The organism is Peribacillus sp. S4 (assembly GCF_046715815.1).
GTDB lineage: Bacteria > Bacillota > Bacilli > Bacillales > DSM-1321 > Peribacillus > Peribacillus frigoritolerans.
The window spans coordinates 1,183,136-1,207,523 of sequence record NZ_CP175708.1 but is presented as its reverse complement, the minus strand read 5'-3'; the positions used below and the strand labels follow the sequence as shown (position 1 = coordinate 1,207,523).

Sequence of the window (24,388 nt, the reverse complement as noted above, 5' to 3'; positions counted from 1 at the left end):
TTAAACAAATATTGCATTATTTATTGATATATTTATCCTGAAGCTGATCACGCAATGCCCTTTTCAAAAACTTCCCAACGCCGGTTTTTGGGATTTCTTCCAAAAAGACCACTTCATCCGGCAGCCACCATTTTGCAAACTGCGGTTTTAAAAATTCGATGATGTCTTCCTGGGACACTGGTCCCTTGTATGCCTCCTTCAAGACAACACAGGCGATCGGCCGTTCCTGCCACTTTTCGTGAGGCACTGCAATTACCGCCGCCTCAAAGATTCCTTCATGGGCCATTAAGGCATTCTCTATATCAACGGAAGATATCCATTCACCGCCGCTTTTAATCAAATCTTTAGTCCGGTCAACGATTTTCACGAATCCTTCTCCATCAATCGTGACTACATCTCCTGTATAAAGCCAGCCATCTTTAAACGTATCCCCTGACCGCTCATCCTTAAAATACTCATTGGCAATCCAAGGACCCCTGATCAGCAATTCTCCCATTTCTTTTCCATCAGGCTTCACTTCGCCATCCTTACCGATCACTTTAATTTCTATCATTGGCGAAACAAGGCCCTGCTTGGCCTTCAACTCATAAAGTTCTTCTTCAGGGAGGTCTTCCTGATAGCTTTTGGGTTTCGATATAAATACGAGCGGGCTTGTTTCCGTCATTCCATATGCATGCAGGAATGGTATCCCATACTTTTGTTCAAAGGTTTTAATCATGCTTTTCGGAGCAGCCGACCCTCCGCATAAAACGGCACGAATACTGCTCGTATCATGGCTGCCTTCTTCCAGCTCCTTCAATAAGCCCAGCCATATCGTCGGAACCCCTGCTGCGATAGTAACCTTCTCCGTCTCTATAAGCTCCGCCAAAATCTTTGGGGTGAAATAGGGCCCTGGCAAAACCATCTTCGTTCCAAACCAAACACTGGCAAAAGGCATGCCCCAGGCATTCACGTGAAACATCGGCACGACAGGAAGGGCCACATCACGCTCACTTATTGCTGTAGAATCGGCAAGCCCCAGTGCAATCGCATGCAGTAAAATTCCGCGATGCGAATAAACCACACCTTTGGGGTTCCCGGTCGTGGCGGACGTATAACATATGCCGGCAGGTGCATTTTCATCCAAGGTTTGGATGAATGGCTGTTTCGGATTTCCTTCGGCTAATAATTTTTCATAATGATAAATAGGTGAAAGGGTCGTTTCAGGCAGCTCATCTTTATCCGTCATAATGATATACCCTTCCACTGTCGTTAACTCATCTTTAATTGCTTCCAAAAGGGGGATGACATCCGGATCTATCAATAATAATCGATCCTCCGCACTATTGACGATATAAGAAACATGTTGAGGGGACAAACGCATATTGATTGTATGTAAGACAGCACCATGACAAGGAATCGCAAAATAAGCTTCTAAATGCCGATGATGATTCCAGGCAAGCGTTCCAATACGGTCACCTGTTTGAATACCGAATTTTTCAAGATTACTGGTCAGCCTTCTTGTACGCTCAGCAATCTCAGCATATGTAAATGTGTGAATGCCACCATCCGTACGCGAAACTACCTCTTTCTTCGGAAAATATTTTTCAGCTCTCTCAATGATTTGAGTCATGATCAATGGAGTATCCATCATTACAATCTCCCCCTTATATTAAAAGCATGCTCATTATATATTCGACCAGAAAAAAAATAATCCTTTTTCCCTAGGTACCTTTTATATTATTTTGAATCTGTCTTTATTTTGATGATATTTTCATATCAGTTTGACGGCAAAAAGCAGATTCAGAAAGGAAGCAAATTTTTGAAATCAACTGGAATGTAATTTAAGAAAAAAATGTAGGATGGACTCATTCCGAAAAAATTTCAGATTAGGTTATTCTTCATGTTTTTTTCTGTAATCTTTAATGGATGGAAGAAATTTGCGACACTCCTGCCGAATTACTGGCTGGCCGAGACCCCACAGGCGTTTGCGCCGAGGAGGCTTGGCAGGCAGTCGGCGGAAAGGGAGCGGATTTCTGAAATCAACTGGAATGTAATTCAAGAAAAAACGTAGGCTGGACTCATTCCGAAAAAATTTTAGATTAGGTTATTCTTCATATTTTTTTCTGTAATCCTTAATGGATGGAAGAAATTTGCGACACTCCTGCCGAATTACTGGCTGGCCGAGACCCCACAGGCGTTTGCGTCAAGGAGGCTTGGCAGACAGTCAGCGGAAAGGGAGCGGATTTCTGAAATCAAGCAGAAACACTTATTAAGAGCGGAATCTGAAAAGTTTTTTTAAACCATCTAAATCTGTGGTGCAGTTCCATGACAATTTTTTATGTTTCTTTCTAGAAAAAAGAGGAAATAGTAAAGATACAATTATATTTAGAGGGAGCTCATTTATGGTAAATAAAATAAACGAAGAACTAGAAGCTTATTGTGCGAGTGAATATTCAAAGCTATCACGGGTAATTGTTTGTGAACCTCATTATATGGAGATCAGAGAGATCATTAACGAAACACAAAAAGAGTTTCAAGAAGAAAATATCGATCAAGCACTCGCCTTGGAGCAGCACGCACAATTTACAAAGGCTCTAGAACATGAAGGGATTGAAGTCATAAAACTTCCGCCTCAATTTACATATCCGGAACAAGTCTTTACGAGAGATATCGGTTTCACTCTTGGCGAAACCGTTTACGTAGCTGAGTTGGCAACAGGTATCAGGCAGGGTGAAGAACAAATATTGAAATCCTGGCTCGAAACGAATGGTATTTCATATTTCAACCTCCTCAAAAATCATATTGAGGGCGGGGATGTCCTTATTGACGGAAAAACCATCTATATTGGAATCAGTGAAAGAACGGATGAAACATCCGTCAAGCATCTTCAATCCTTATTACCGGAATACGAGGTCATAGCGGTTCCTTTCATTGAAACATTCCTTCATTTAGACTGTGTTTTCAATATCATATCACCGACAGAGGCGCTTATTTTTCCAGAGTCCTTTACAAAAAAAGAGATGGATTTATTAGCTTCACGTTATGACATGATTGAAGTGACGAAAGAAGAACAATTCACTTTAGGTACCAACGTGCTTTCGATTGGGAATAAAAAATTATTCAGTCTACCCTGTAATAAACAGGTAAATAGTCAGCTTCGTGAACGCGGATATGAAGTCATTGAAGTCGATATAAGCGAAATCATCAAGTCCGGTGGCTCGTTCCGTTGTTGCACCATGCCACTATTGAGGACAACAAAAAAGAGGACTGATTCAGCCTGAGCAGAATGGAAGAAACCGGACTTTTATGGAAGTCCGGTTTCTTTCACCTTATTGTTGTCAAACATTAATTTTCAATGGAATTTGCGACCACCCCTTAAAAAGGCTGGCTGCATATATAACTCTGATGATAGTCGGGCACATGAGAGTTCAAAAAATGCTTGTCCGGAAGTTTTTGAAAGCAAGGATCTCCTCTATACATCAATTAAGCAGTCTTAATATAATTTCAGAATCCTTTCTATTTAACTGTACATACTGGCTATGTTCGTCCTTCGTCAATTCTACACTATTTTCATCCGTATTAACCCAGGCATAATATACGGAAATTTCACCTTCGTTTTTCTCATCATTAAAATAAAAGATGAAGTCCGCCTTAGGATGATCCTTCTCCAGCGCGAATTCTTCCCAATCGGCATTCTTTATTATTTCTTTGGTTTTTTCTGTTTTCCCCAATTCTATCTTTTCTTTATATGCTTCGAATTTGTAGTGTTTACCTTCATATTTTTGAACGGAAATATGTTCTTGCTTTGTTGTGCAACCTGAAGCCAACGTTATTGCTATTAAGCAAAGTCCTACCAGGGGCGCTTTCCTTTTCATTACATGTCATCTCCTCATACCCAAATGGATTAATTATCCAATAGCTATCATTATACTAGTCCTCGCAAAAGAGTAATAGGATTGTTTGTCGATTTAGTAGTAAAAAACCCTCAAGTTTATAACTTGAGGGTTTTTTAACCTTTATCCCTTGGGCATATGTCTTGCATTCAACCAAACCATACAGAAAATAGTTCCTCGTTGATGCCGAGATTGTACATATAATAGATTCCGAAAAGCGTGCTTATCACACCTGTCAATCGGATGAGTGAGTGATTGACTTTTTTGGAGGAAGAGCTTGTGACAAAGGGGATGCTTAAAATCGTAGTGAACAGAAGCATGCCCATACAAGTACCTACACCAAATATGATAATGTAGATTGCCCCCTGCCACGCTGCATCTATCGTACTTAAAGTAAGAAGGACCATTGCAGCACTGCCTGCAAGTCCGTGGACAATTCCCACTAACATCGATTTCAGATATGTAGCCCGGCCTGTATGGTCATGCCGCTTCGTTTGCTTCCAAGAAAAAATCGTCGTGATACCTAAATATACCAGCATGATTCCCACAAGAAATTCCAATGACATTGCCCAAGCTTCCGGAATTTCGTTTTTCAAAAGGATTAGGATGACACCGAACACTAAAAGAGTAAGTGTATGACCGATTCCCCAAAATACGCCTGCAAGTGAAGATTTCCATATTTTCTTGCTTTGGCTCGCAATCGTAGAAACGGCAATGATATGATCGGGTTCCAGAGCATGCTTAATGCCTAATACAAATCCAATCGCTAAAACAAGCAATAGACTCATTTCCATAATACACCGCCTTTCCCTTTACTAATATTTACGATAAAAAATCGGATCCTCCCGTAGGATCCTCCTTCGGAAGAAATCCTCACAAACTGAAAATACCTTTTCTATATGTTGAGTTTGATTTGCCAATACCCGCAGCATCAGACCACGTATTGGCAGCCGGGAAAAACCTATTCTAACTTTGCTTCCTAACGGGGAAAGCATTTCATCGAGTTCGGTAATGAATGCCCCATCCACCTCATGATAAATCAATAATAGCGAGCCAAGATGACTATATCCTTCCAATAATAGTACAGAGTCCATCTCGTCTGAAGGATTCAGAAACAAGTGGTCCATCAACAGCCTTTTACCATCTTGAAACACGTTCGTTTTGGAGCGGATCCAATCATATGTGAATGCCCCCCTACTCTCTGACCATCCTGGTGTAAATATATCAGTCATGAACAATCCCGCTCCGCTTTCCATATGTATCGTCGTATCCTGAATATATCGAGCAGATTCATAGGCAATTACGGGGTCCTGCACATAGGTAAGGAAACTTTCCTTTTTCAGTACTAACTCGGTTTTCTGCACTGCCGGCTCATCCATCGTCTTGTATATCTTTGTCGCAGACTGCGTCGTCAATGTTATTGTTGCCCCTTCTTCCAAACAAAAAAGCTGATGGTACTTGTCACCACCTACATAGCCTCCTCCAACATGAATGAGAAAATAGGTAGGTGAAAGTTCATCAAAAAACACAGGACGGGACAATTTGAATGCCCCGTCATAATAAGTATCACTCACTATCGTTCGAGCATTTTTCAGTTCCGCCTTTAAGCGAATGCTGCCTGTCCAACTCACTGCTCAAGACCCACTAGAAACGCCTCTGACTTTATCCAGTTCACGACATCAGTCAAACCCTTTTCTTCTTTTAAGTTAGTAAAAAAGAAAGGTTTATCCCCTCGGGTCGTTAATGTATCCCTCTCCATCACTTCCAGGCTTGCTCCTACATACGGGGCCAAGTCCGTTTTATTAATGATGAATAAATCCGATTTAATCATTCCCTGGCCACCTTTCCGGGGGATTTTCTCCCCTTGTGCGACATCAATGATATAGATTGAAAAGTCAACGAGTTCAGGGCTGAAGGTCGCCGCTAAATTATCACCGCCGCTCTCCACAAAAATCAAATCCAGTTCCGGATGGAGTTCCCTCAACTCATCAATGGCTGCAAAATTCATCGAGGCGTCCTCACGTATCGCTGTATGTGGACAGCCGCCAGTTTCCACACCAATGATCCGATTTTCAGGAAGTACGCCATTTTTCATTAAAAACAGCGCATCTTCTTTGGTATATATATCATTCGTTACAACTGCCATGCTGAAGTCATTTTCCATTACCCGTGTCAACTTCTCGACAAGCATTGTTTTTCCGGCACCAACTGGGCCGCCTACTCCTATTTTGACTACTTGTTTCATCTATTATCGATTTACCTCTTTAAGGCAAACCTTTCACCTCTTTTCTGGTTAACTCATAAATAGTCTTACATGTAAATTCTCATGCCTCATTTGGGCGATTTCCAATCCCGGCAGTGTCCGTCCGAGTTCATCCTCCGGAAGTCCTTTAATGAATGCAACGGCTGTCTGGATGACCTCATGTGACCATAATAACAAGGATTGTCCAGCTGTCTGACCCAAAGGGATTCCTCTTACTGCATTTTGGATAAGCGAGGATACAGCTGCATACAAACAGGCATGAATGGCCATTTCTACGGTAAGGTTCAGTTTGGTACACACAAGCGCAAATACAATGGCCGGATGTCCATAGCATTGTTTTCCTTGGATTTTCTTCAAGTATGCCAATAACTCTTCGGATGGATATAAGTTCGAGCATAGTTTAGCCATCTGCTGTCCAATTCTTTTCGAGGCTTCCCTGGATTCCCGGGCGGAACATGCGGCATAAAGCAACTCATCCAGATCCCATATTTTTTCAACCCTTTGACTACTTACGAATTCATATGCAAGCCGGCACCCCAGTCCATCTGTATAGGTTAACGATTTAGAAATGTATACCTTCAAAAACGCCTTTAAAGAAGTTGCATCATGTACCTTCCCTTCTTGAATGTAAGTCTCCATCCCGAATGAATGGGAGAACGAACCAGAAGGAAAATTGGAATCACAAAGCTGGATCAACGGAAACAAACGTTCAATCATGTGAATGTCCGATATGACGGAATGCCTGCTTCACCTTCCTCTTTTCACGACGAAACGGTATATCAAGTTCCATTAAAAGCTCTTCCACCAGGTAATCATATTGAACAAGCATTTCATCCCCATCAAACTGGGCAGGTAAGTGGCGATTTCCCAATTGATGCGCAATATCGCCCATCTGCCCTAGAGTTGTAGGCAAGATCGTCAAAATATCGTCATCTATCGTATGGATCACAATCATATTATTCTCATCCATATAAAGGATGTCGCCATCCATCAAATCCTTGTTTTCTTTAAGGCGTATCCCAATTTCATTTCCATGATCCGTTTTAACCCTTAGTATCCGTTTTCTTAATGCATCGCTTTCCAGATAAATCCTTTCCATATGTTTCGCTTTTTTTTCAATAAACTCTATATTTCCCAATACTTCTTCAACTATCATGTCATCACCTCAGAATAAAAAGTATCGTTGCGCCATCGGCAGGATTTCCGCTGGCTCGCACGTAATTAAATCACCATCCACCGTCACTTCATATGTTTGCGGATCAACTTCTATGACGGGGGTCTCCCCGTTTAACTTCATATCTTTTTTTGTAAGATTGCGAATATTCGAGACAGTCTTCACTATTTTTTTCAAACCCAGGTCATCATGAATTCCCGCTTCATATGACGCTTTTGATAGGAACGTAATCGACGTACTCTCAACGGCCTTTCCAAAACTTGCAAACATCGGGCGGTATAACACCGGTTGAGGAGTTGGAATCGAAGCATTCGGATCGCCCATCATACTGTGCGCGATCATGCCTCCTTTTAGAATCATGTCCGGTTTAACCCCGAAAAAGGCAGGATCCCATAGCACCAAGTCAGCGAATTTCCCTTCTTCCACAGATCCGACGACATCAGAAATCCCATGTGTAATTGCAGGATTTATCGTATATTTGGCAATATAACGCTTAACGCGAAAATTGTCCCCTTCCCCTGTATCCTCCAGCATTTTGCCACGCTGCTTTTTCATCTTATCGGCCGTCTGCCATGTTCGCAGAATAACTTCTCCTACACGCCCCATCGCTTGGGAATCGGAGCTGATCATGCTAAAGACGCCCAGGTCATGAAGAATGTCTTCAGCTGCAATGGTCTCTTTTCTTATTCGGGAATCAGCAAAAGCGATATCTTCCGGAACGGATGGATCCAAATGATGGCATACCATCAGCATATCCAAATGCTCTTCCAACGTATTGATGGTGTATGGACGGGTAGGGTTCGTCGAGGACGGGAGAATATTCGGATAACTAGCCGCCTTGATGATATCAGGGGCATGCCCTCCGCCCGCTCCTTCGGTATGATATGTATGAATGACACGGCCGTCTATCGCTCTGATCGTATCCTCGACGAAACCACCTTCATTAAGCGTGTCGGAATGAATCGCCACTTGAACATCGTATTCGTCAGCCACCATTAAACTAGTATCGATGGCTGCAGCTGTCGTACCCCAATCTTCATGTAACTTCAGCCCGATGGCACCAGCCTCTATTTGCTCAGCAAGCGGTTCTTTGGCAGAGGAATTGCCTTTACCCAAAAAACCGAGATTCATGGGGAAATGATCTGCTGCTTCGAGCATTTTATGTATATTCCAAGCTCCCGGAGTACACGTCGTGGCGTTCGTTCCCGTTGCAGGTCCGGTTCCCCCACCGATCATTGTCGTGATCCCGCTTGACAGTGCAGTCTCTATTTGCTGCGGGGCAATGAAATGGATGTGAGCATCAATACCACCAGCTGTAACGATCTTTCCTTCAGCTGCAATTATTTCAGTAGCTGCTCCTATCACCATTGTCACCCCATCCATCAATAAGGGATTTCCCGCTTTTCCTATAGCTGCAATATTTCCATCCTTCACGCCAACGTCCGCTTTATAAATGCCTGTATAATCGATGATGATCGCGTTGGTGAAAACAAGATCCATCACCTCATCTCTTGAAGCGGTTGGGTGTTGCCCCATACCATCACGGATCACTTTACCACCGCCAAATTTCACTTCATCCCCATACTTTGTAAAATCCTTTTCCACTTCTATGAAAAGCTCGGTATCTGCCAATCTAATTAAATCCCCTGTTGTGGGACCAAACATGTCGGCATATTGCTTACGTGACATTTCATGACTCATATTTTCACTCCTTATCAAGCGGACCATTCGTTTTGTTACTTAATCCATAAACTTCCCTCTTGCCGCTGAATGGGACCAGTTCGATTTCCTTCGCATCGCCCGGCTCAAAACGGACAGCTGTACCAGCAGGAATGTTAAGTCTTTTCCCAAAAGCATTCTCACGAATGAACTCCAGTCCAAGATTCACTTCATAAAAGTGAAAGTGTGAGCCAATCTGTATCGGACGGTCTCCCCTGTTGATGACCGTTATGACCGTTGAGATCTTTCCCTCGTTACATACGACCGGTTCTTTTTTCAAGATATATTCACCTGGTATCATGGCCTCCTCCTCCTTACTGAATCGGATTATGAACAGTCACAAGCTTTGTACCGTCCGGAAACGTTGCCTCAACTTTAATATCAAGAATAATCTCAGGAATTCCATCCATAACATCTTCACTTGAAAGAATAGTCCTGCCAAATTGCATCAGTTCCGATACTGATTTCCCATCTCTGGCCCCTTCGACTATTTCATAGGTAATCAAGGCAATGGATTCCGGATAGTTCAATTTCAAGCCGCGATCTTTTCTCCTTCTTGCCAAATCTGCCGCCACTACAACCATTAACTTTTCCTGTTCCCTTGCTGTTAAACGCATACCCTCTCTCCTTTTGCCAAACTATCCCGCCAATCAATTCCAAGTATCCCCATTAAATCGGGTGCACTCTTCCCTCGCTATAAATGCATATACTTACTTTAATCACCGACATCTTGTTTCTCTTTCCGTACTTAACTTTACATAATAGTGTAAGATTACCTAACACTATTTTAATTATATTAAACTATCTGACAATTACAACCCTTAAAATGAAATAAATTGTAAATTGATAAGCCTTCCCCTTTTGAAAAGACTTATCTAAAATTTGATAATATTGAAATATACTTGCTATAATTTTCATGAGTAGCGGTAAGCAATACAAGATTGAAAGGGGAATGTAAAATGAATTATGTTAAAAACCAACTGACAGCCATGCGCAGCAATCTTTTAAAAGAAATTGAGGGAATCAATCCAGAGTTCATGGATGTGCAGCCTGAAGGTTTTAATAATACAATCCATTGGCACATTGGACATGTACTTTCTGCATCGGAAAAATTTTTATTGAACTCCAGCAGCAATTTGCCAGAGAATTACGGGCAGCTATTCGGATATGGTTCAAAACCTGCCGACTGGACCGGAGATGTACCTACCGTTGAAGTATTAAAGCAACAGTTGCATGAACAACTTGATCGACTTCTTGAAATTCCGGAAGAACGATTGACCGAAAAAACAGCACAGCCTTTCAACGGAATGGAAACAGTGGGAGAATTCATTAATTTTGTAGTCTTGCACGAAACCAATCATATAGGCCAAATTCACGCAATGAAATTATTCATAGAATCCAATAATAACTAAGAGTAAGTAACTGTCACCCTGTTTTTCTTGAAGTGGGAGTGGCAGTTCTTTTATTTAGGACGAAAAATTACAGTTTTGGTGCGTTTGCACGTACGTTTGGAGCATATGCTCGTGAGTTTTTAGCTTTTACTCATAAAATTCTAGCGTTACTCGGTAATTCGGAGCTTTAATTCGTGAATTCGGAGCGTTACTCGTGAGTTTCCATCTTTTACTCGTGAGTTTAGTGCAAATACTCGTGAATTTTATGCTTTTACTCGTGAGTTTAGTGCAAATACTCGTGAATTTTACGCTTTTACTCGTGAGTTTGCAGCAAATACTCGTGGATTTTAAGCTTTTACCCGTGAGTTTGCAGCAAATACTCGTGAATAAAATTAAAAAAAGCCCCCGCTTTTTATAGCGTGGGCTTTCGTCTGTTCACCCGTAAAGCTGAGTAAACGCCTCTCAAGTCATCTGGTCCTGGTTATCCATATAATCACTGTATGCTTTTTCCGCTGAGGCTTCCGAAGTGAACAAAGCATCATCATCCTCGATCGTATGAAATGTATCATTCAGGAACAAGGCAACTGCATTGGGATCTTTGGGGTGCGGAACAATTTCCGCTGCCCTGATATTCGAAACTGTAGGGACATGGGGATTATTATAAATCACAAACACCTCGTCACCGACCTGCACTTCTTTTGCATTGATTACACCCATTGAATTCTTCCTTTCCATTACTGATTTTCCTTTAGTTTATGGAAAGAAACTTATAATTATTTATGAAAGATGACAGACCTCGCAAGCGGCGTTATCTGAATGGGGCCCCTTCAACAGAAGGAACCCCGCCATTCACTTAAGCATATTCATTTTTTGTAAAAATTCGATCGGATGCTGTTTCCGGAAAAACTCCCTAAGCATATAGGCAACACCATCTTGATCATTGGAGCGCGTCACCCATTTTGCCACTTTCCGTACTTCCTCATCCGCATTGCCCATGGCAACTCCCAGACCAGAACCGGCAATCATCTCCATATCATCCAATCCATCGCCAATCGAGACGATCTCCGTTCTTTTCACCTTTAAATGGTCCGCTAAATACAATACACCACTCCATTTAGATACACCCTTCGGAACGATTGTCAGTTTATGTCCTGGGTGTAAGACTGCATCTACCTCAGGGAACATTTCCTTTATCAATTTCAACATATCATTTCGAGCATTTTTTTCTGGAAATATAATGTCCATCTTCGTCGGGGCCATCGGCTGATCAATAAGCTCTTCACTGATATCATCCACATAATTTTGAGCATAAATATTTTGGTCATTCAAATACATAACCGATTTACCAAGCAAATTCTCCGGGAGGTTCACCCGATTGCCCAGCGAGTATTTTTCATGAATGAGCAATATTTGGCACGTGGTCTTTTCAAGCATTTGCACGAGCTCTGCAGTCAGTTCTTCTGATATTCTTTTTACCATTATCGGCTTTTCCATGGAAGCTCCGACAAAGGCTCCTTGCTGAGCAACGATCATCGGATTTATTTTGAGGGCTTTGGCCACTTTTTTTGCTGAGTGATAGTTTCTTGACGTCACAAGTGCAACATGGACACCTTTTTGGTGAACATAATCTATTGCTTCTTTAGTCGATTTATTTAAACGGCCATTCGACTGGAGCAATGTCCCGTCGATATTGACCGCAAGTAGTCGATATACCATGCTGATCTCTCCCATCTGTTGTATCCTCTTTCAAAATTTATGACTAAAATTTCGAGAATAGAACAAATAGTGGTTCCCGACCCTTGTACTTGTGTTTTCAGGGAACAAAAAAACCCCCAACCATTAAAGTAGGGAGTCTCCAACTGCTTATTGCTGTTGCTCAGGCAAGCCATATAAATCTTCAAGCGGCTTCATGATAATTTTATTGAGGTCTGCGATGACCATGCTCATCCGTTGTTCAGCTTCCATCAATTGTGAAATGGTTGGGTTTTGTTGGACAAGCTGTACCGTCTTTTGTGCTTGCTCAACCTCTTCCGGTGCAATCTCCTGTCCCATCATTTGCTTTTGCTGCAATGACATTTGCAGATTACGGAAGTTTTCAAACATTCCTTTTGTTGCTTCATCAGAATTCACAAGATCATATAAGCGTTGCAAATCGGCATATTCATTACTTGCCCTAATCGCCTTTTCCATTTCATACGCTGCATCATATACGTTACTCATTTATTTCCCCTCCCGGTAATCATTGTATTCCTACACCTTTTCCACTATAACAAATCCGATTGAGAATTACACGTCATCCTATTAAAACAGTTACGAAACCTTGAAATAAACCGATGATTCCACCAAGCAAAGCCCCAATGCATGTGATCATCGACAATTCCTTCTTAGTGATGGAAACGACCATTTCCTCTAGACAAGACACCGAAAAGGTCGAAACCTGTTCTTCCACGATATCGTCCAAATGCAGTTATAGCGGCTGGAAATGATTGATTACGTACTCGGCAACTTTTTCCACTAAAATCGGAACGCCCTTTCCACGATAATGTCCGAGAAATCGGCAGTCAATTCTAATCCATTGTTTTATCGTTTCTCTCCCGATCATTCCCTCGATTTTCTCTATATCCCATTTCTCGAGATTTCCCCACTCTTTCACCAACATCACTGACAATATATCAATCGTTCTCGATTGTTCAAAAAATTTAATGATTTCCGGCTGAATCTTATCAATTAACTTTTCGTTTCCAATGAACAGCTGAATTAAATTGATCAGCTTGCCCCGTTCCTTGAAAAAATCATCCAACATGTCTTCAAGATGGCGTTTGCCTTCCGCACTATAAAAATATTCTTTTCCCTTTTTCACGATGAAATGTGACAAAGCAGGAATCGAGTCGAGGGCTTTTTGCTGAAGGTGCGGGGGGACGATATCTTTCAAGCTCTTGCTCATGTTCTCTTCCGACCATATTTCATATTTACCGAGAATGAATGTTTGTAACCGCTGTTCTAGCGTAAATGAAGAATTCTTCATTCCCAATTGATCAAGCAATTGAGCAGTACTTTTTTGTGTGGACAATGCTTTCTTTACTTCTGCCTGGACGAAAATTTTCATATTCTGTATAGAGGCATCATTGATGACTTTACTTTGAATGCTCCCTGGTGTGATTAAGTGATCGACCACCAATTTACCTAATTGTTTAGCTAACTCATCCTGCCGCTTCGGAATCAACCCTGGCGCTTCCAAAATATGGATTGGCTTATACGGTCTGAATAGCATTCTGATAGCCAATAAATTAGTGAACCACCTATTACTGCAACAACGACGACCATAAACAGTATGTTTACCCAAAACTCACCCATGAAATTACTTCTTTTATTGCTTGAAATAAAGGCTTGATGACACCTTCTAATTAAAAAATCATAGAATGTGTTATCCACATTTGCCCATCATTTAATTATTAAAGGATATCAAACTTAGTGCAAACGGGGAATTATTATGAACCTTGACCATCAGAAAGTTTACATTACGGTAAATCCCGCAGAGACTAGAAAGAAGGCGCTATTGTTTATCGAAGAAAAATTATTTGAGGAATGGGACCTTCAATTTGGAGAACCCGTAACGATAATGGCTGGATGCCGTTCCGTCCCGGTACTTGTCCAGCCATTCCCGTCATCCCAGCCTACATTGAAACTTTCATATGATATGAACCAAATTTTATCCTTACCCGTTTTTACCGATCCAATCTCCGTCTCATACCATGCGGATGATAGGTCAATTAAAATAGGCCCATTCTTCGCTTCACTCATGAACCAGACTCCCTTGCAAGACGGGACATTCGGCGAGATGGAAAAATTTTATCAGGAAATGAAATCATATTGTAATCAGCAAGGCATCCCCTTCTATTTAGTTAAACTGCAGTCTCTTCAAGATGGGGTTGTGGAAGGCTACCTGCCAGGGCAAGGTGACTGGAAAGCCTTGCCCCTCCCCATCCCTGATGTATTTTATAACCGGATACATTCGCGCAAACTTGAGCAATCGCCTTCTTTCAAGCTGTTTAAAACTGAACTGGAGGAACGGTCGATTCCGATGTTCAACGGAAGGTTCCTCTCCAAACATGATGTACACGAACTACTGATCTTAGAAGATGAGCTGTTGCCAAATTTACCAGAGACGATACTGTTTAACGAAAAGGAACCTTTCTTGACATTTATAGAAAAGCATTCGGTTATCTACTTTAAACCCGCATCAGGCAGCCAAGGCAGGAATATTTGCAGATTAACGCAAGTAGCTGGAAAATGGAAAATCGAGCAATCCGGACATTTCCAGAATGTACATTTTGCTGATACGGATGAAAAGTTGTTTGAAACCTTAAAAAATTTTTCCGGAAAACGATCCTTCATTCTTCAAAAAGGGATTTCCCTATTCGAAACCGATCAGAGAAAGGTTGATTTCCGCATACTGCTTCACCGGAACGAACAGCTTGAATGGAAAGTAACATCAATGGTTGCCCGGATTGGGGACCCTGGTACTATTGTTTCCAATCTTGCACAAGGCGGATTGATGAAAAATGGGCCGGATTTTCTAAAAGAAGCATTTGAACTTCAGGACGCCAGCCGCATATATCAAAAGCTCGTACGGCTGGCTAAAAACACTGCCCAGGCTTTAGTCGAAAACCTTGACGATTCATTCGGTGAGCTAGGGATCGATTTAGCACTGGATACCGATACCCATCCATGGATCATCGAAGTGAATTCAAAACCTTCGAAAAAATTTCAAGGCAACTATGAAACCTTTCGTCCATCAGTAAAATCAATCATAGATTTCATGCTTGCCCTTAACCGCGAAAACCATCCATAAAAGGAGTTGCTAGCACGTGTTAATAGGATTAATGGCCGCGTCGGATACTCATGAAAACAACTACTTCACCGAAATAGCCAAAACCGCTAAATCATTTAATATGAAAGTTTGCAAATTCTCACCGGAAAATATTGATATGGATCTGAAAAAAGTGAGGGGCGAGCGTTTTGATGCCGAGAACGAAACTTGGATCGCCACATCTTTTGATTTACCTGATTTTGTATATGATCGCTGTTATCACGGTTTAGTCCGTGAGTCAACGGAAACACGACACAAAATCGAGTGGTTAAAAGATAACTCGAATTTCTTAGGACTGGGCCTTCCTGGTAAGTGGGAAGTGTACCAAATCCTAAAAAACCATCCACACCTACAGGCATTTTTTCCAGAAACCGTACAAGTGACGACACCTGAAGATATTATAGGACATTTGGAACGCCTGGATAAAATCATCATCAAACCTGAATTCGGTGCAGGCGGTACAGGAATCTATCTCCTTTCAAAAACCGAAGACGGGACTTTGGTTTCCATGACGAAAAAGGGCACCAAATATGACCGCCCATTCTCCTCCAAATCTCAGCTTAACAAATGGCTGCAGCATTTATTAAATCGATACCGTTATCTTTGCCAGCCATATTTAGAACTTTGCACCCAAAATAATGAGCCATTCGATTTACGGATTTTACTTCAAAAAAACGAGAAGAATCAATGGATGGAACGGGGCCGCGGAATTCGTACGGGACAAAAAGACGGAATTACTTCAAATCTTGCCACAGGCGGGGAAGCCATTTCATTGGATACCTTCAACAAAAGAAACCCGGAAACGATTTCGATTGCAGTCGAACAAAAGATTCATCATATCCTTCGCACCCTGCCCGTTGAAACCGAAGCTGTCTTTGAAAGATTATTCGAGTTGGGAATTGATCTAGGCATCGATAAAAAAGGCCAAATATGGATAATGGACATTAACTCGAAGCCTGGTAGGAAAATCATTCAGGCACTACAGCCGGAGACCATGAAAGATATTCATCGAGCACCGTTTCAGTATAGCCAGTATTTAGCCGAACAGCTTCAGAAAGCAGGTGAATAGGAAGTGAGAAAGACTTATCCTGCCGAAATTGCCGCTATCCCTGGCAATGTTCTCTACTACCCTTCAGAGCTTGGAGATTTGGCAGAGATTGAATTAATTTATTTCGGACGGCATTCATGTCCTGCCATCGTCAAACAAAACCCGGCCGTCAATCAAACAATCGTGCTATCGAAAAGTCTTGCGGAAGCTCTACTATTCGATCATACCGATATTCCCCTTCATTTATTCATATACGGCAAGAGCATCCATATCGGACCGCTTGTCGGAATCTTTTCCTCAGGCTTCACGGGCCTTTCAAACAAACCTTTAGGGGAGAGATCTGAATTTTTCGCAAAGCTCCTTTCGCTTAGCAAGACCACAGGCTGTATTCCCTTTGTTTTTGGAGAGAATGTAATCAATTGGGATGAGGAGACAATCAAAGGCTATGTATTTGATAAAGATGACTGGAACATTTATGAATTTCCTTTTCCTAATGTCATCTATGACCGGCTACCAAATCGGTTGACGGAAAACCGTGAAGGACCTAAAGAAGTGAAGCAGAAATTCCAAAAAATATATACCATACCATGGTATAACCCCGGATTTTTCAATAAATGGGATGTAAATGAAAGGTTATGTGCAGATGAGCGGGCACTGCCTTATTTGCCGGAAACGTATCCATTTCAATCCATATCCGTGGTGGAAACCCTTCTTTCCCATTACCGTCAAGTTTATATAAAGCCCATTCACGGCAGCCTCGGTCTAGGGATTCACCAAATTCTTTATGATAAGCATGAGAATGTTTATTATTGCCGCTATACAAACGAAGCAAAAGAAAATAAACTGCAACGGTTTTCAACATTGGAATCCATCGTTAAACACATTTTTCACGACCGCCCGCTCGAGAATCTGATCGTGCAGCAGGGCATCCCATTAATTCGATCTGAAAAACGTCCAGTGGATTTTCGGGTCCATACGAACAAGGACAGTAATGGAAAATGGCAGGTGACCGCGATTGCCGCAAAAATCGCCGGCGCCGGCAGCGTCACGACCCATATTAAAAGCGGGGGTGTCATCAAAACGGTTGCCGAACTGTTTGGAGATGACGATGAGGCGACAGAAGTCGAACGAAAGCTTTCGGAAGCCGCACTGATTTTAAGTGACAGTATAGAAAAGAACTTGGACGGCATCATCGCAGAAATAGGATTCGATTTTGGATTGGATAAAAAAGGGCAGGTTTGGATGTTTGAAGCCAATTCCAAGCCTGGACGTTCCATATTTTCCCATCCAAAACTCAAGGATTTCGAATTGCTGACCAGAAAGCTAAGCCTTGATTATGCCATTTATCTTACGGAACAGACAATTACAAAATCAATCAGAGTGCCGCAATGAACATTTTTTATGATATCCCCACTGAAAATTGGCACCACACTCATGAGAATGCGGAACTTTTCGCCGGCTCTGCCGAAGAAGAAATCAGCTATAAAAAGAACCATTCGAATCAACCTCTAATTCCAATCACAATATTTCCGGGTAACCGGATGCTTACCGTCGGAATTTTAACTGTTTCCAATCCCAAAAAGGAATCAGGTTTGGGTGGAAACCTGACCCTTTTTCGGGACTTATTATTATATTTATTGAAACATGGAATATTGGCGTATGTATTCACAGGAAATGCCCTTCATTCCGAGTCGATGAAAGGGTATCTTTTTTCCTCCATTTCAAACAAGTGGATTGAATGTAAAGTGCCCTTCCCTGACATCGTCTATAACCGTGTCCCCTGGAGGAGCTATGAGGCGTCAGAGGAATTCCAACATCTTATCACACATTTTAAAGATAACCGAATGACTCTATTCAACCCCTGTTTTATAGATAAATATGTGATGTTCGAAGCATTAACTGAAGATGGATCCCTCACCAACCACCTTCCGCCCACCATAGTCTTACGAAACAGCGGTTGCCTTGATTCTTTCCTGGAGACATACAGGCATATATACCTTAAGCCATGCAAAGGAAGCCAAGGGAAGGGCATTTATACCATTATCAAAAATGATGATGATACCCTATTGTTCAATAGCTTAAAGCATAGTGAGTCCTTCCCTGATTTTCCTTCCTTCTGGGATACAAAAAAAAGGGATTTATTAAAAAGGAGCTATCTTGCTCAACAGGCGATCATACCAAAAAAACTCTTTGGGCATCGTTATGATTACCGGATTCTCGTCCATTATGAAAAAGGTTTTTATAAAGTGACCGGCAAAGCGGTAAGGATGTCGCAAACCCAGGAAATCACCACCCACACTCCCCGAGGCGGAAAGCTTTTTCCTTATCAGGACCTTAAATCAAAAAACCTGGATCTGAAATTAGCGAATGTCGCCCAAAAATGCGGAGAGATACTTTCAAAAAAGATCGGATTTCTCGGTGAGTTTTCCATTGATATAGGGGAAGACGAATCGGGCTTGCTTTTCATATACGAAGTGAACTCAAAGCCGATGCAATTCGATGAAGAAGAAATTGAAACAAACAGGCTTTTGCATTTAAAAAATCTTTTCATTGAATTAACTTTTCCCAACCTGAAAAGAAAATAACACCTCCAGCTGCCGTTTTCCATTATAATCGAATGAGAAACAGTATATATGGAGGTAATACATATGATCACTCATTTTCAATGGGAGCCATTGCATAAGAATCTGCCTGGATGGAAAATTTCCTTTTATTTCAACAAGCAGGCAGTCAAAGCCTTGTATCATAAAGATGGATCCATCGAGTGGACAGCCAATCCGCCTTCCGAAACAGATGAAACCCAACTCAAAAGCATGATACATGATTTAATGATCTTCCATGTTTATGAATGAAACCCCTTTACATTCATGAAATCGCTAAACAGAATAAAAAAAACTCCTTTGCCTAAAACTAAAGAAAAGGCTAGGAGGGATTTCTTTTGGATAAAGAAAAAATGACATTTTTGAAGGATACCGAATATGATGGCAAGGACTCCGTTTACCTGGATATCGACCGTATCATCAATGAAGGAATGGCGGGAGGAAATGTGTATGAAGTCGCTAACCTTCAGAACATCGAAGAAGCACATGATTTTTATGATGAAACAGATCCCAATGTCAATAAATGAATAAGGTGGGCTCTCTTATGGAGAGCTCTCTTTTATATCAGTCAGACCGTTAAACGGATAGCAATCAAATAGTCCCATTCTCCCTCGCACTTAAAATATTTTCGTTTAATATCGATGTAATGATATGCTCTGAATCCCATTCATGCCCAGATATCTCGATAAGGGGATAGCGATTCGGTAAAACGACCTGCTGGATTTCATGAACGGTCAGCCCTTGAGAATGCAAGCGTAAAATTTCCCCTTGGAGGTTTTCCAGATAATCCAGTTTTTTTCGAAACATCTCCTTCCCATCAGGGACATGCCCAGCATGACAGCAAAACACTTCCCCGAAGTCATATTGAAGCAATCTTTTTATCGAATCGATGATTACCGGGACGGACTCTTCCCGTAAAACAAGCTTTGTTTTTGGGGTTACGAAAAGGTCTCCTGAAAAGAGCACGCCATTATTGTGATTCAAATACACCATATGGTCCTTTGCATGACCTGGGGTAAAAATCGGCTCCCACGTTTCGGTACGGGAATGAATGCCCTTCCCTAGCGGCTCAGCTTTAAAGGCGTCTCTCTTTCCCCAGAAAATTTTGCGATATTCAGGATATTCAGCATCCTTTGCACAAACCTCAACCGACATCGGGTGAATGAAAAGAGGGACCTTTTTATGTTCCTGTATCCAGGCAGCACCCCCCGTATGGTCTTCATGATAGTGAGTCAGGGCCACTGAGTCGAAGTCTGCGGATTCATAGAATGGAATAAGCTCTTCCAATAAAATCTGTGCGCCAGTATCTATCAATAGGCCATCCGTTAAAAAGACATACACACTCATCCCCGCCTTGTTCCCGCCAGGAGTCCCATGCACGCAAACCACATCATTTATCGTCTTGATCTCTATCATTCGGTTTCCTCCCCATCATTGTATAAATATAGTTTCATCTTCCTTTTTTTAACTTTACTATAATAACTGTAGTACCACTTTACCTTTTTGACAAGGAAATATTGGAATGAATAGCCTCGATGAAAATGCTGGATTATTGCATAATAGCCCATTTTCCATGAATCGTTTTAACGGACTGTACCAGATTTAATGACAAAAAAATAAAAGAAACGATTGACAATGCCGGATTTTACAAATAATATAGATTATATTACAAAACTTGAAATATTCTAAAATAATAATTTACTTATCAAGAGTGACGGAGGGATCAGGCCCTGTGATGTCCGGCAACCGCCCTTAGGGAACGGTGCCAATTCCTGCAGAATGATTGCATTCTGAAAGATAAGCCGAGATATGATTTCGCTGCCTCTTTCTGAATGATAGAGGCAGCTTTTTTAATGTTTAAGGGGGAAAGCTCATGATTGAAATCCGTTCAGTCCGAAAGGAATACGTCTCGAAGAAAAACCGAGTTATCGGAGTGGATAACGTAACTTTAACCATTCAAACTGGTGAAATATATGGAATTGTCGGCTACAGCGGAGCTGGAAAAAGCTCATTGCTCCGCTGCTTGAATTTGCTTGAACGTCCGACAGGTGGAAATATCATTATCGACGGCATTGATTTAACCTCTTTATCTAGCAAAGAGCTTCGTAAACAACGGCAAAAAATCGGAATGATATTCCAGCACTTTTCCCTGGTCAGTTCAAAAACCGTTTATGAAAATGTCGCTTTCGCCTTAAGGGCCGCGCATCGATCGAAGGACGCGACTAAGTTACGTGTATTGGAATTGTTGGAAATAGTAGGGCTCAGCGATAAGAAAGATGTCTATCCTGCACAGCTTAGCGGTGGACAGAAGCAACGGGTCGGCATAGCTCGCGCGTTAGCAAATGAACCCACTGTACTATTATGTGATGAAGCGACTTCAGCCCTTGATCCAACAACTACAAAAGCGATTTTACAGTTATTGAAAAAGATAAGCAGTGAGCTTGGTATCACCATCGTGTTGATTACACATGAAATGGAAGTGGTCAAAGAACTATGCCACCGAGTCGCCGTGATGCAGGATGGCCGGGTAATTGAAGAAGGACCCGTTTATGAAATATTTTCACAGCCCAAACAGGAGTTAACGAAGCAATTCATTAGCAGTGTACTGGATTTCGAACTCCCTTCGCACTTGATTGAAGAAAGTGAAGGTACGATTATTAAGATCCAATTCGAAGGGCAAACCGCCGGTGAATCGATTCTTTCGGATACTCTCCAATCCCATGCAGTAAAGGGAAATATTTTACACGGTAAAATTGAGTATATCCAGGATGTTCCTTTAGGCATTTTAATCATCGAGTTAATTGGCGATGCCGTCCAAATTCATTCGGCATTGGAATATATAAAAGATCGTTCCAGTTCTGTGGAGGTGTTAAAACATGTCACTGCTTAATCCCATCGTCAATATTTTACCTGATCTTAATAAAGCCTTTCTTGAAACGATTTATATGGTTGGCGTTTCTCTTGCAGTAGCCCTGCTGATCGGTTTACCGCTTGGAGTATTGCTATTTTCAACAACCAGGAATTTATTTTTTGAAAATGGCATCGTGAATCGATCTCTCGGTTTCGCAGTCAATATTGTCCGTTCAATCCCGTTCATCATTCTTTTGGTCGCCCTCCTTCCTTTAACGGACCTACTTACAGGATCGACGATAGGGCCAAGAGCAGCTTCTGTTTCCCTGTCCGTATCCGCAATCCCTTTTTTTGCAAGGATTGTTGAAACGGCATTACGTGAAATAGACAGAGGAGTGATTGAAGCTGCAATTGCCGTAGGTGCCACTCCATGGATGATCATTAAGGATGTACTTCTTCCAGAGGCAAAACCGGGAATCATTCAAGGACTGACATTAACGACCATATCGCTAATCGGTTACTCAGCAATGGCTGGGACAATCGGCGGTGGCGGAATTGGCGACCTGGCCATCCGGTACGGATATTACCGATATGACAACACAGTCATGATCACGACGATCGTCGTGCTGATCTGCCTTGTGCAACTCATTCAAATGGTTGGTGACAAAGTTTCATACATAGTTAACAAGCGATAGGTTCAATCACTTTTTTTAATGACTCAATACATTTCATTACTCAGGAGGAATTTCAAATGAAGAAAATAGCTTCGTTATTATCAGTCTGTGCACTTGCACTCGGCTTGGCAGCTTGCGGGAGCGATGATGCATCCCCAAATACAGAAGACAAAAAAGAATTGAAGATTGGGGCGACTACCGGGCCGTACGCCGATATGGTTAAGGAGGCCATCAAACCAGGTCTGGAAGATCTCGGATACAAAATAGAGATCGTCGAATTCACCGACTATATCCAGCCGAATAAGTCGCTTGGCAACAACTCGATCGACGCCAACCTTTTCCAGCATAAAGTGTACATGGATAACTTCGCTAAAGAAAATGATTTAAAGCTTTCCGACCTTATCATAGTTCCAACAGCGCCAATGGGCATATATTCTAATAAGTATAATTCATTGAAAGAAGTGAAAGACGGTACATCCCTTGCAGTGCCCAATGATCCGGTTAACCTGGCACGTGCACTAAAAGTGCTGGTGGATGAAGGGTTGATTGAAGTCGATCCAAATGTCGACCCTTTAAAAGTATCTGAAAAGGATGTAACGAAAAATCCAAAAAACATCCAGCTAAAACCATTGGAATCCGCTCAGTTGCCCCGCGCAACAGACAGCGTCGACCTATCGGCGGTCCCTGGCAACTTTGCTCTTGCAGCGAAAATGGACCTCAAGGATGCCCTAGTTTTAGAAAACATGCCGGATATGTATCGAAACGTTGTTGCAGTGAATACAAAAGATGTAGACGCTCAATTTGCCAAGGATATTAAATCTGTAGTGGAATCCGACCAGTTTGAAAAAGTGATCGATGACAAATTTGCCGGATTCGGAAAACCAGACTGGATGAATTGATCAAATAATCAAGGCCTGCTTCCCCTTTACCGGGAACAGGCCTTTCATTAAGGAGAGAAAATATGAATACCCTACTGGAGGTCCGCAGCGGCCCCGCTTATTACGCCTGTAAAGCAAATGTCCTTGAAAACCTGGAAGTGAAACTGAATAGAGGGAACATTCGTAAAGTGCTCGTTATTCATGGACAAAAGTCCTGGGAAGTTACTGAACCCTTCTTTCCTTCCTTAGAAAATATTGAGACGATTTTTTTCACATACGGCGGGGAATGCAGTGACCCGGAAATTGAACGCGTCAAGAAGGCAGCTCTTGAACATGGTGCAGATGCCTTAATTGGCATTGGCGGCGGTAAGTTGCTCGACCTCGCCAAATCGGCCGGAAACTCGCTTCAAAAGGAAATCATCCTCATTCCAACCTTGGCTTCCACCTGCGCTGCCTGGACACCGTTGAGTGTCATTTATGATGATAATGGTTCATATGTCCGTTATGATATTCATGAAAAAAGCACTTGGATGTTATTGATCGAACCAGGAATTCTTCTTAATTCGCCGATTAACTATTTACGTGCTGGAATCGGCGATACATTGGCGAAATGGTACGAGGGCAATGCACTGGCCGAAAAGCTTGCCACCAAGTCCGTTTGTATTGAATTGGCCCATCTGGCCGCAAGGCAATGCCAGGAAGTTTTATTGACATATGGCGAGGAAGCCTTAGCTGATTTGAAAAAGGGAAATGGACAGATGCGCTGCAGCGTGTAATTGAAACGAACATCATCACAAGTGGTCTTGTTGGCGGGTTTGGCGGCCAGTATTTGCGCGTTGCCTGTGCCCACTCCATTCATAATGGCATGACTTCCGTCACCCAAGCTCATCATTTACTTCACGGGGAAAAAGTGGCATATGGCATTTTAGTCCAGCTTGTGAAAAAAAGCGATGGGGTTTTGTCCCCATCGTTTTTTTGATTCCTCATTGTATAAAATCATCCTTTCCACCAAGCATACATAATGTTCCATTAATACTTCAGTATAA

At 41.9% G+C, this 24,388-nt stretch carries 29 protein-coding genes and 1 riboswitch; of the genes, 12 read left to right on the top strand and 17 right to left on the bottom strand.

Translation table 11 applies throughout. The features are described 5' to 3' along the window. Positions 1-16 precede the first annotated feature (16 nt). The gene (locus ACJ9PY_RS05780) at positions 17-1,633 is read right to left on the bottom strand and encodes a long-chain fatty acid--CoA ligase (RefSeq protein ID WP_278088783.1); all 1,617 of its coding nucleotides are present in this window, start codon (positions 1,631-1,633) and stop codon (positions 17-19) included. Positions 1,634-2,384: 751 nt separating this feature from the next. On the opposite strand from ACJ9PY_RS05780, the gene ACJ9PY_RS05775 reads away from it, so the two are divergent. Then, on the top strand, positions 2,385-3,263 hold the full coding sequence (locus ACJ9PY_RS05775) for a dimethylarginine dimethylaminohydrolase family protein (RefSeq protein WP_187050594.1): 879 nt from the start codon (positions 2,385-2,387) through the stop codon (positions 3,261-3,263). Between the two features lie 198 nt (positions 3,264-3,461). On the opposite strand, the gene ACJ9PY_RS05770 is transcribed toward ACJ9PY_RS05775, so the two are convergent. From ACJ9PY_RS05770 to ACJ9PY_RS05730, 9 genes are all read right to left on the bottom strand, one after another. Beyond that, complete coding sequence (locus tag ACJ9PY_RS05770; protein WP_411739639.1) at positions 3,462-3,857, bottom strand: hypothetical protein; 396 nt, start codon at positions 3,855-3,857, stop codon at positions 3,462-3,464. A gap of 167 nt (positions 3,858-4,024) precedes the next feature. Further along, entirely contained in the window at positions 4,025-4,669 is a 645-nt protein-coding gene (locus ACJ9PY_RS05765; protein ID WP_063577120.1) for a sulfite exporter TauE/SafE family protein, read from the bottom strand. A 21-nt stretch (positions 4,670-4,690) separates the two neighbouring features. Further along, positions 4,691-5,506 (bottom strand): urease accessory protein UreD, encoded by an 816-nt coding sequence (locus tag ACJ9PY_RS05760; protein WP_063577121.1) that lies wholly within the window; start codon positions 5,504-5,506, stop codon positions 4,691-4,693. Beyond that, the gene (ureG, locus tag ACJ9PY_RS05755; protein WP_063577122.1) at positions 5,503-6,120 is read right to left on the bottom strand and encodes an urease accessory protein UreG; all 618 of its coding nucleotides are present in this window, start codon (positions 6,118-6,120) and stop codon (positions 5,503-5,505) included. The genes ACJ9PY_RS05760 and ureG overlap by 4 nt, the downstream gene beginning before the upstream one ends. A 48-nt stretch (positions 6,121-6,168) precedes the next feature. Further along, positions 6,169-6,855: an urease accessory protein UreF gene (locus ACJ9PY_RS05750; RefSeq protein ID WP_176526321.1), complete on the bottom strand. Its 687-nt coding sequence runs from the start codon at positions 6,853-6,855 to the stop codon at positions 6,169-6,171. Next, positions 6,848-7,294 (bottom strand): urease accessory protein UreE, encoded by a 447-nt coding sequence (ureE, locus tag ACJ9PY_RS05745; RefSeq protein WP_411739638.1) that lies wholly within the window; start codon positions 7,292-7,294, stop codon positions 6,848-6,850. Before ureE ends, ACJ9PY_RS05750 begins: the two co-directional genes overlap by 8 nt. A 9-nt stretch (positions 7,295-7,303) precedes the next feature. Beyond that, positions 7,304-9,013 carry an urease subunit alpha gene (ureC, locus tag ACJ9PY_RS05740; RefSeq protein WP_137017056.1) on the bottom strand — a complete coding sequence of 570 codons (1,710 nt, stop codon included), beginning with the start codon at positions 9,011-9,013 and terminating at the stop codon, positions 7,304-7,306. Positions 9,014-9,017: 4 nt separating this feature from the next. Continuing rightward, positions 9,018-9,332, bottom strand: a complete 315-nt coding sequence (locus ACJ9PY_RS05735) for an urease subunit beta (RefSeq protein ID WP_063577125.1) — start codon at positions 9,330-9,332, stop codon at positions 9,018-9,020. A gap of 13 nt (positions 9,333-9,345) precedes the next feature. Further along, positions 9,346-9,648: an urease subunit gamma gene (locus ACJ9PY_RS05730; protein ID WP_411739637.1), complete on the bottom strand. Its 303-nt coding sequence runs from the start codon at positions 9,646-9,648 to the stop codon at positions 9,346-9,348. 342 nt (positions 9,649-9,990) lie between these two features. On the opposite strand from ACJ9PY_RS05730, the gene ACJ9PY_RS05725 reads away from it, so the two are divergent. Then, positions 9,991-10,443 (top strand): DinB family protein, encoded by a 453-nt coding sequence (locus ACJ9PY_RS05725; RefSeq protein ID WP_411739636.1) that lies wholly within the window; start codon positions 9,991-9,993, stop codon positions 10,441-10,443. A gap of 441 nt (positions 10,444-10,884) precedes the next feature. Here ACJ9PY_RS05725 and ACJ9PY_RS05720 read toward each other — a convergent pair whose 3' ends face one another. The 6 genes from ACJ9PY_RS05720 to ACJ9PY_RS05695 form a co-directional block, all read right to left on the bottom strand. After that, complete coding sequence (locus ACJ9PY_RS05720) at positions 10,885-11,157, bottom strand: transcriptional regulator SplA domain-containing protein (RefSeq protein ID WP_222620128.1); 273 nt, start codon at positions 11,155-11,157, stop codon at positions 10,885-10,887. A 114-nt stretch (positions 11,158-11,271) separates the two neighbouring features. Continuing rightward, positions 11,272-12,138 (bottom strand): Cof-type HAD-IIB family hydrolase, encoded by an 867-nt coding sequence (locus ACJ9PY_RS05715; protein WP_057275891.1) that lies wholly within the window; start codon positions 12,136-12,138, stop codon positions 11,272-11,274. A gap of 147 nt (positions 12,139-12,285) precedes the next feature. Further along, the gene (locus ACJ9PY_RS05710; protein ID WP_034314741.1) at positions 12,286-12,642 is read right to left on the bottom strand and encodes a YlbF family regulator; all 357 of its coding nucleotides are present in this window, start codon (positions 12,640-12,642) and stop codon (positions 12,286-12,288) included. A gap of 73 nt (positions 12,643-12,715) precedes the next feature. Beyond that, a complete protein-coding gene (locus ACJ9PY_RS05705) occupies positions 12,716-12,883 on the bottom strand; it encodes a DUF445 family protein (RefSeq protein ID WP_411739635.1) in 168 nt (55 codons plus the stop codon). A 6-nt stretch (positions 12,884-12,889) separates the two neighbouring features. Then, positions 12,890-13,705 carry a DUF445 family protein gene (locus ACJ9PY_RS05700; RefSeq protein WP_411739634.1) on the bottom strand — a complete coding sequence of 272 codons (816 nt, stop codon included), beginning with the start codon at positions 13,703-13,705 and terminating at the stop codon, positions 12,890-12,892. Between the two features lie 311 nt (positions 13,706-14,016). After that, on the bottom strand, positions 14,017-14,223 hold the full coding sequence (locus ACJ9PY_RS05695) for a hypothetical protein (RefSeq protein WP_411739633.1): 207 nt from the start codon (positions 14,221-14,223) through the stop codon (positions 14,017-14,019). Positions 14,224-14,260: 37 nt separating this feature from the next. Between ACJ9PY_RS05695 and ACJ9PY_RS05690 the strand changes: the two genes are divergently transcribed. The 6 genes from ACJ9PY_RS05690 to ACJ9PY_RS05665 all read left to right on the top strand — a co-directional run bounded on the left by ACJ9PY_RS05690 (position 14,261) and on the right by ACJ9PY_RS05665 (position 19,467). Further along, complete coding sequence (locus tag ACJ9PY_RS05690) at positions 14,261-15,274, top strand: YheC/YheD family protein (RefSeq protein ID WP_411739632.1); 1,014 nt, start codon at positions 14,261-14,263, stop codon at positions 15,272-15,274. A gap of 16 nt (positions 15,275-15,290) precedes the next feature. Continuing rightward, the gene (locus tag ACJ9PY_RS05685; protein ID WP_098865891.1) at positions 15,291-16,361 is read left to right on the top strand and encodes a YheC/YheD family protein; all 1,071 of its coding nucleotides are present in this window, start codon (positions 15,291-15,293) and stop codon (positions 16,359-16,361) included. 3 nt (positions 16,362-16,364) lie between these two features. Further along, complete coding sequence (locus tag ACJ9PY_RS05680; RefSeq protein WP_095678207.1) at positions 16,365-17,732, top strand: YheC/YheD family protein; 1,368 nt, start codon at positions 16,365-16,367, stop codon at positions 17,730-17,732. Continuing rightward, a complete protein-coding gene (locus ACJ9PY_RS05675; protein ID WP_411739631.1) occupies positions 17,729-18,925 on the top strand; it encodes a YheC/YheD family protein in 1,197 nt (398 codons plus the stop codon). The genes ACJ9PY_RS05680 and ACJ9PY_RS05675 overlap by 4 nt, the downstream gene beginning before the upstream one ends. Before the next feature lie 63 nt (positions 18,926-18,988). Then, positions 18,989-19,192 (top strand): YheE family protein, encoded by a 204-nt coding sequence (locus ACJ9PY_RS05670; protein ID WP_057275779.1) that lies wholly within the window; start codon positions 18,989-18,991, stop codon positions 19,190-19,192. Between the two features lie 86 nt (positions 19,193-19,278). After that, positions 19,279-19,467: a hypothetical protein gene (locus ACJ9PY_RS05665; RefSeq protein ID WP_034314753.1), complete on the top strand. Its 189-nt coding sequence runs from the start codon at positions 19,279-19,281 to the stop codon at positions 19,465-19,467. 64 nt (positions 19,468-19,531) lie between these two features. Here ACJ9PY_RS05665 and ACJ9PY_RS05660 read toward each other — a convergent pair whose 3' ends face one another. Further along, complete coding sequence (locus tag ACJ9PY_RS05660) at positions 19,532-20,356, bottom strand: MBL fold metallo-hydrolase (RefSeq protein ID WP_411739630.1); 825 nt, start codon at positions 20,354-20,356, stop codon at positions 19,532-19,534. A 283-nt stretch (positions 20,357-20,639) separates the two neighbouring features. Then, positions 20,640-20,744, top strand: a riboswitch (SAM riboswitch). Between the two features lie 69 nt (positions 20,745-20,813). On the opposite strand from ACJ9PY_RS05660, the gene ACJ9PY_RS05655 reads away from it, so the two are divergent. The 4 genes from ACJ9PY_RS05655 (at position 20,814) to ACJ9PY_RS05640 (ending at position 24,118) form a co-directional block, all read left to right on the top strand. Beyond that, positions 20,814-21,830, top strand: a complete 1,017-nt coding sequence (locus tag ACJ9PY_RS05655; protein ID WP_187050584.1) for a methionine ABC transporter ATP-binding protein — start codon at positions 20,814-20,816, stop codon at positions 21,828-21,830. Beyond that, on the top strand, positions 21,817-22,485 hold the full coding sequence (locus ACJ9PY_RS05650; RefSeq protein WP_057275776.1) for a methionine ABC transporter permease: 669 nt from the start codon (positions 21,817-21,819) through the stop codon (positions 22,483-22,485). The genes ACJ9PY_RS05655 and ACJ9PY_RS05650 overlap by 14 nt, the downstream gene beginning before the upstream one ends. 56 nt (positions 22,486-22,541) lie before the next feature. Further along, positions 22,542-23,363, top strand: coding sequence for a MetQ/NlpA family ABC transporter substrate-binding protein (locus ACJ9PY_RS05645; protein ID WP_187050583.1), 822 nt, complete (start codon positions 22,542-22,544; stop codon positions 23,361-23,363). A gap of 62 nt (positions 23,364-23,425) precedes the next feature. Then, a complete protein-coding gene (locus ACJ9PY_RS05640) occupies positions 23,426-24,118 on the top strand; it encodes an iron-containing alcohol dehydrogenase family protein (RefSeq protein WP_411739629.1) in 693 nt (230 codons plus the stop codon). Positions 24,119-24,388 lie beyond the last annotated feature (270 nt).

Bases quoted from the DNA above. Each gene is read 5' to 3' on its own strand.
- ACJ9PY_RS05780 (WP_278088783.1), bottom strand. From the start codon at position 1,633: ATGATGGATACTCCATTGATCATGACTCAAATCATTGAGAGAGCTGAA.
- ACJ9PY_RS05775 (WP_187050594.1), top strand. From the start codon at position 2,385: ATGGTAAATAAAATAAACGAAGAACTAGAAGCTTATTGTGCGAGTGAA.
- ACJ9PY_RS05770 (WP_411739639.1), bottom strand. From the start codon at position 3,857: ATGAAAAGGAAAGCGCCCCTGGTAGGACTTTGCTTAATAGCAATAACG.
- ACJ9PY_RS05765 (WP_063577120.1), bottom strand. From the start codon at position 4,669: ATGGAAATGAGTCTATTGCTTGTTTTAGCGATTGGATTTGTATTAGGC.
- ureG (WP_063577122.1), bottom strand. From the start codon at position 6,120: ATGAAACAAGTAGTCAAAATAGGAGTAGGCGGCCCAGTTGGTGCCGGA.
- ACJ9PY_RS05750 (WP_176526321.1), bottom strand. From the start codon at position 6,855: ATGATTGAACGTTTGTTTCCGTTGATCCAGCTTTGTGATTCCAATTTT.
- ureE (WP_411739638.1), bottom strand. From the start codon at position 7,294: ATGATAGTTGAAGAAGTATTGGGAAATATAGAGTTTATTGAAAAAAAA.
- ureC (WP_137017056.1), bottom strand. From the start codon at position 9,013: ATGAGTCATGAAATGTCACGTAAGCAATATGCCGACATGTTTGGTCCC.
- ACJ9PY_RS05735 (WP_063577125.1), bottom strand. From the start codon at position 9,332: ATGATACCAGGTGAATATATCTTGAAAAAAGAACCGGTCGTATGTAAC.
- ACJ9PY_RS05730 (WP_411739637.1), bottom strand. From the start codon at position 9,648: ATGCGTTTAACAGCAAGGGAACAGGAAAAGTTAATGGTTGTAGTGGCG.
- ACJ9PY_RS05725 (WP_411739636.1), top strand. From the start codon at position 9,991: ATGAATTATGTTAAAAACCAACTGACAGCCATGCGCAGCAATCTTTTA.
- ACJ9PY_RS05720 (WP_222620128.1), bottom strand. From the start codon at position 11,157: ATGGAAAGGAAGAATTCAATGGGTGTAATCAATGCAAAAGAAGTGCAG.
- ACJ9PY_RS05715 (WP_057275891.1), bottom strand. From the start codon at position 12,138: ATGGTATATCGACTACTTGCGGTCAATATCGACGGGACATTGCTCCAG.
- ACJ9PY_RS05710 (WP_034314741.1), bottom strand. From the start codon at position 12,642: ATGAGTAACGTATATGATGCAGCGTATGAAATGGAAAAGGCGATTAGG.
- ACJ9PY_RS05695 (WP_411739633.1), bottom strand. From the start codon at position 14,223: ATGAGTGAAGCGAAGAATGGGCCTATTTTAATTGACCTATCATCCGCA.
- ACJ9PY_RS05690 (WP_411739632.1), top strand. From the start codon at position 14,261: ATGGAAAAATTTTATCAGGAAATGAAATCATATTGTAATCAGCAAGGC.
- ACJ9PY_RS05675 (WP_411739631.1), top strand. From the start codon at position 17,729: ATGAACATTTTTTATGATATCCCCACTGAAAATTGGCACCACACTCAT.
- ACJ9PY_RS05670 (WP_057275779.1), top strand. From the start codon at position 18,989: ATGATCACTCATTTTCAATGGGAGCCATTGCATAAGAATCTGCCTGGA.
- ACJ9PY_RS05660 (WP_411739630.1), bottom strand. From the start codon at position 20,356: ATGATAGAGATCAAGACGATAAATGATGTGGTTTGCGTGCATGGGACT.
- ACJ9PY_RS05655 (WP_187050584.1), top strand. From the start codon at position 20,814: ATGATTGAAATCCGTTCAGTCCGAAAGGAATACGTCTCGAAGAAAAAC.
- ACJ9PY_RS05650 (WP_057275776.1), top strand. From the start codon at position 21,817: ATGTCACTGCTTAATCCCATCGTCAATATTTTACCTGATCTTAATAAA.
- ACJ9PY_RS05645 (WP_187050583.1), top strand. From the start codon at position 22,542: ATGAAGAAAATAGCTTCGTTATTATCAGTCTGTGCACTTGCACTCGGC.
- ACJ9PY_RS05640 (WP_411739629.1), top strand. From the start codon at position 23,426: ATGAATACCCTACTGGAGGTCCGCAGCGGCCCCGCTTATTACGCCTGT.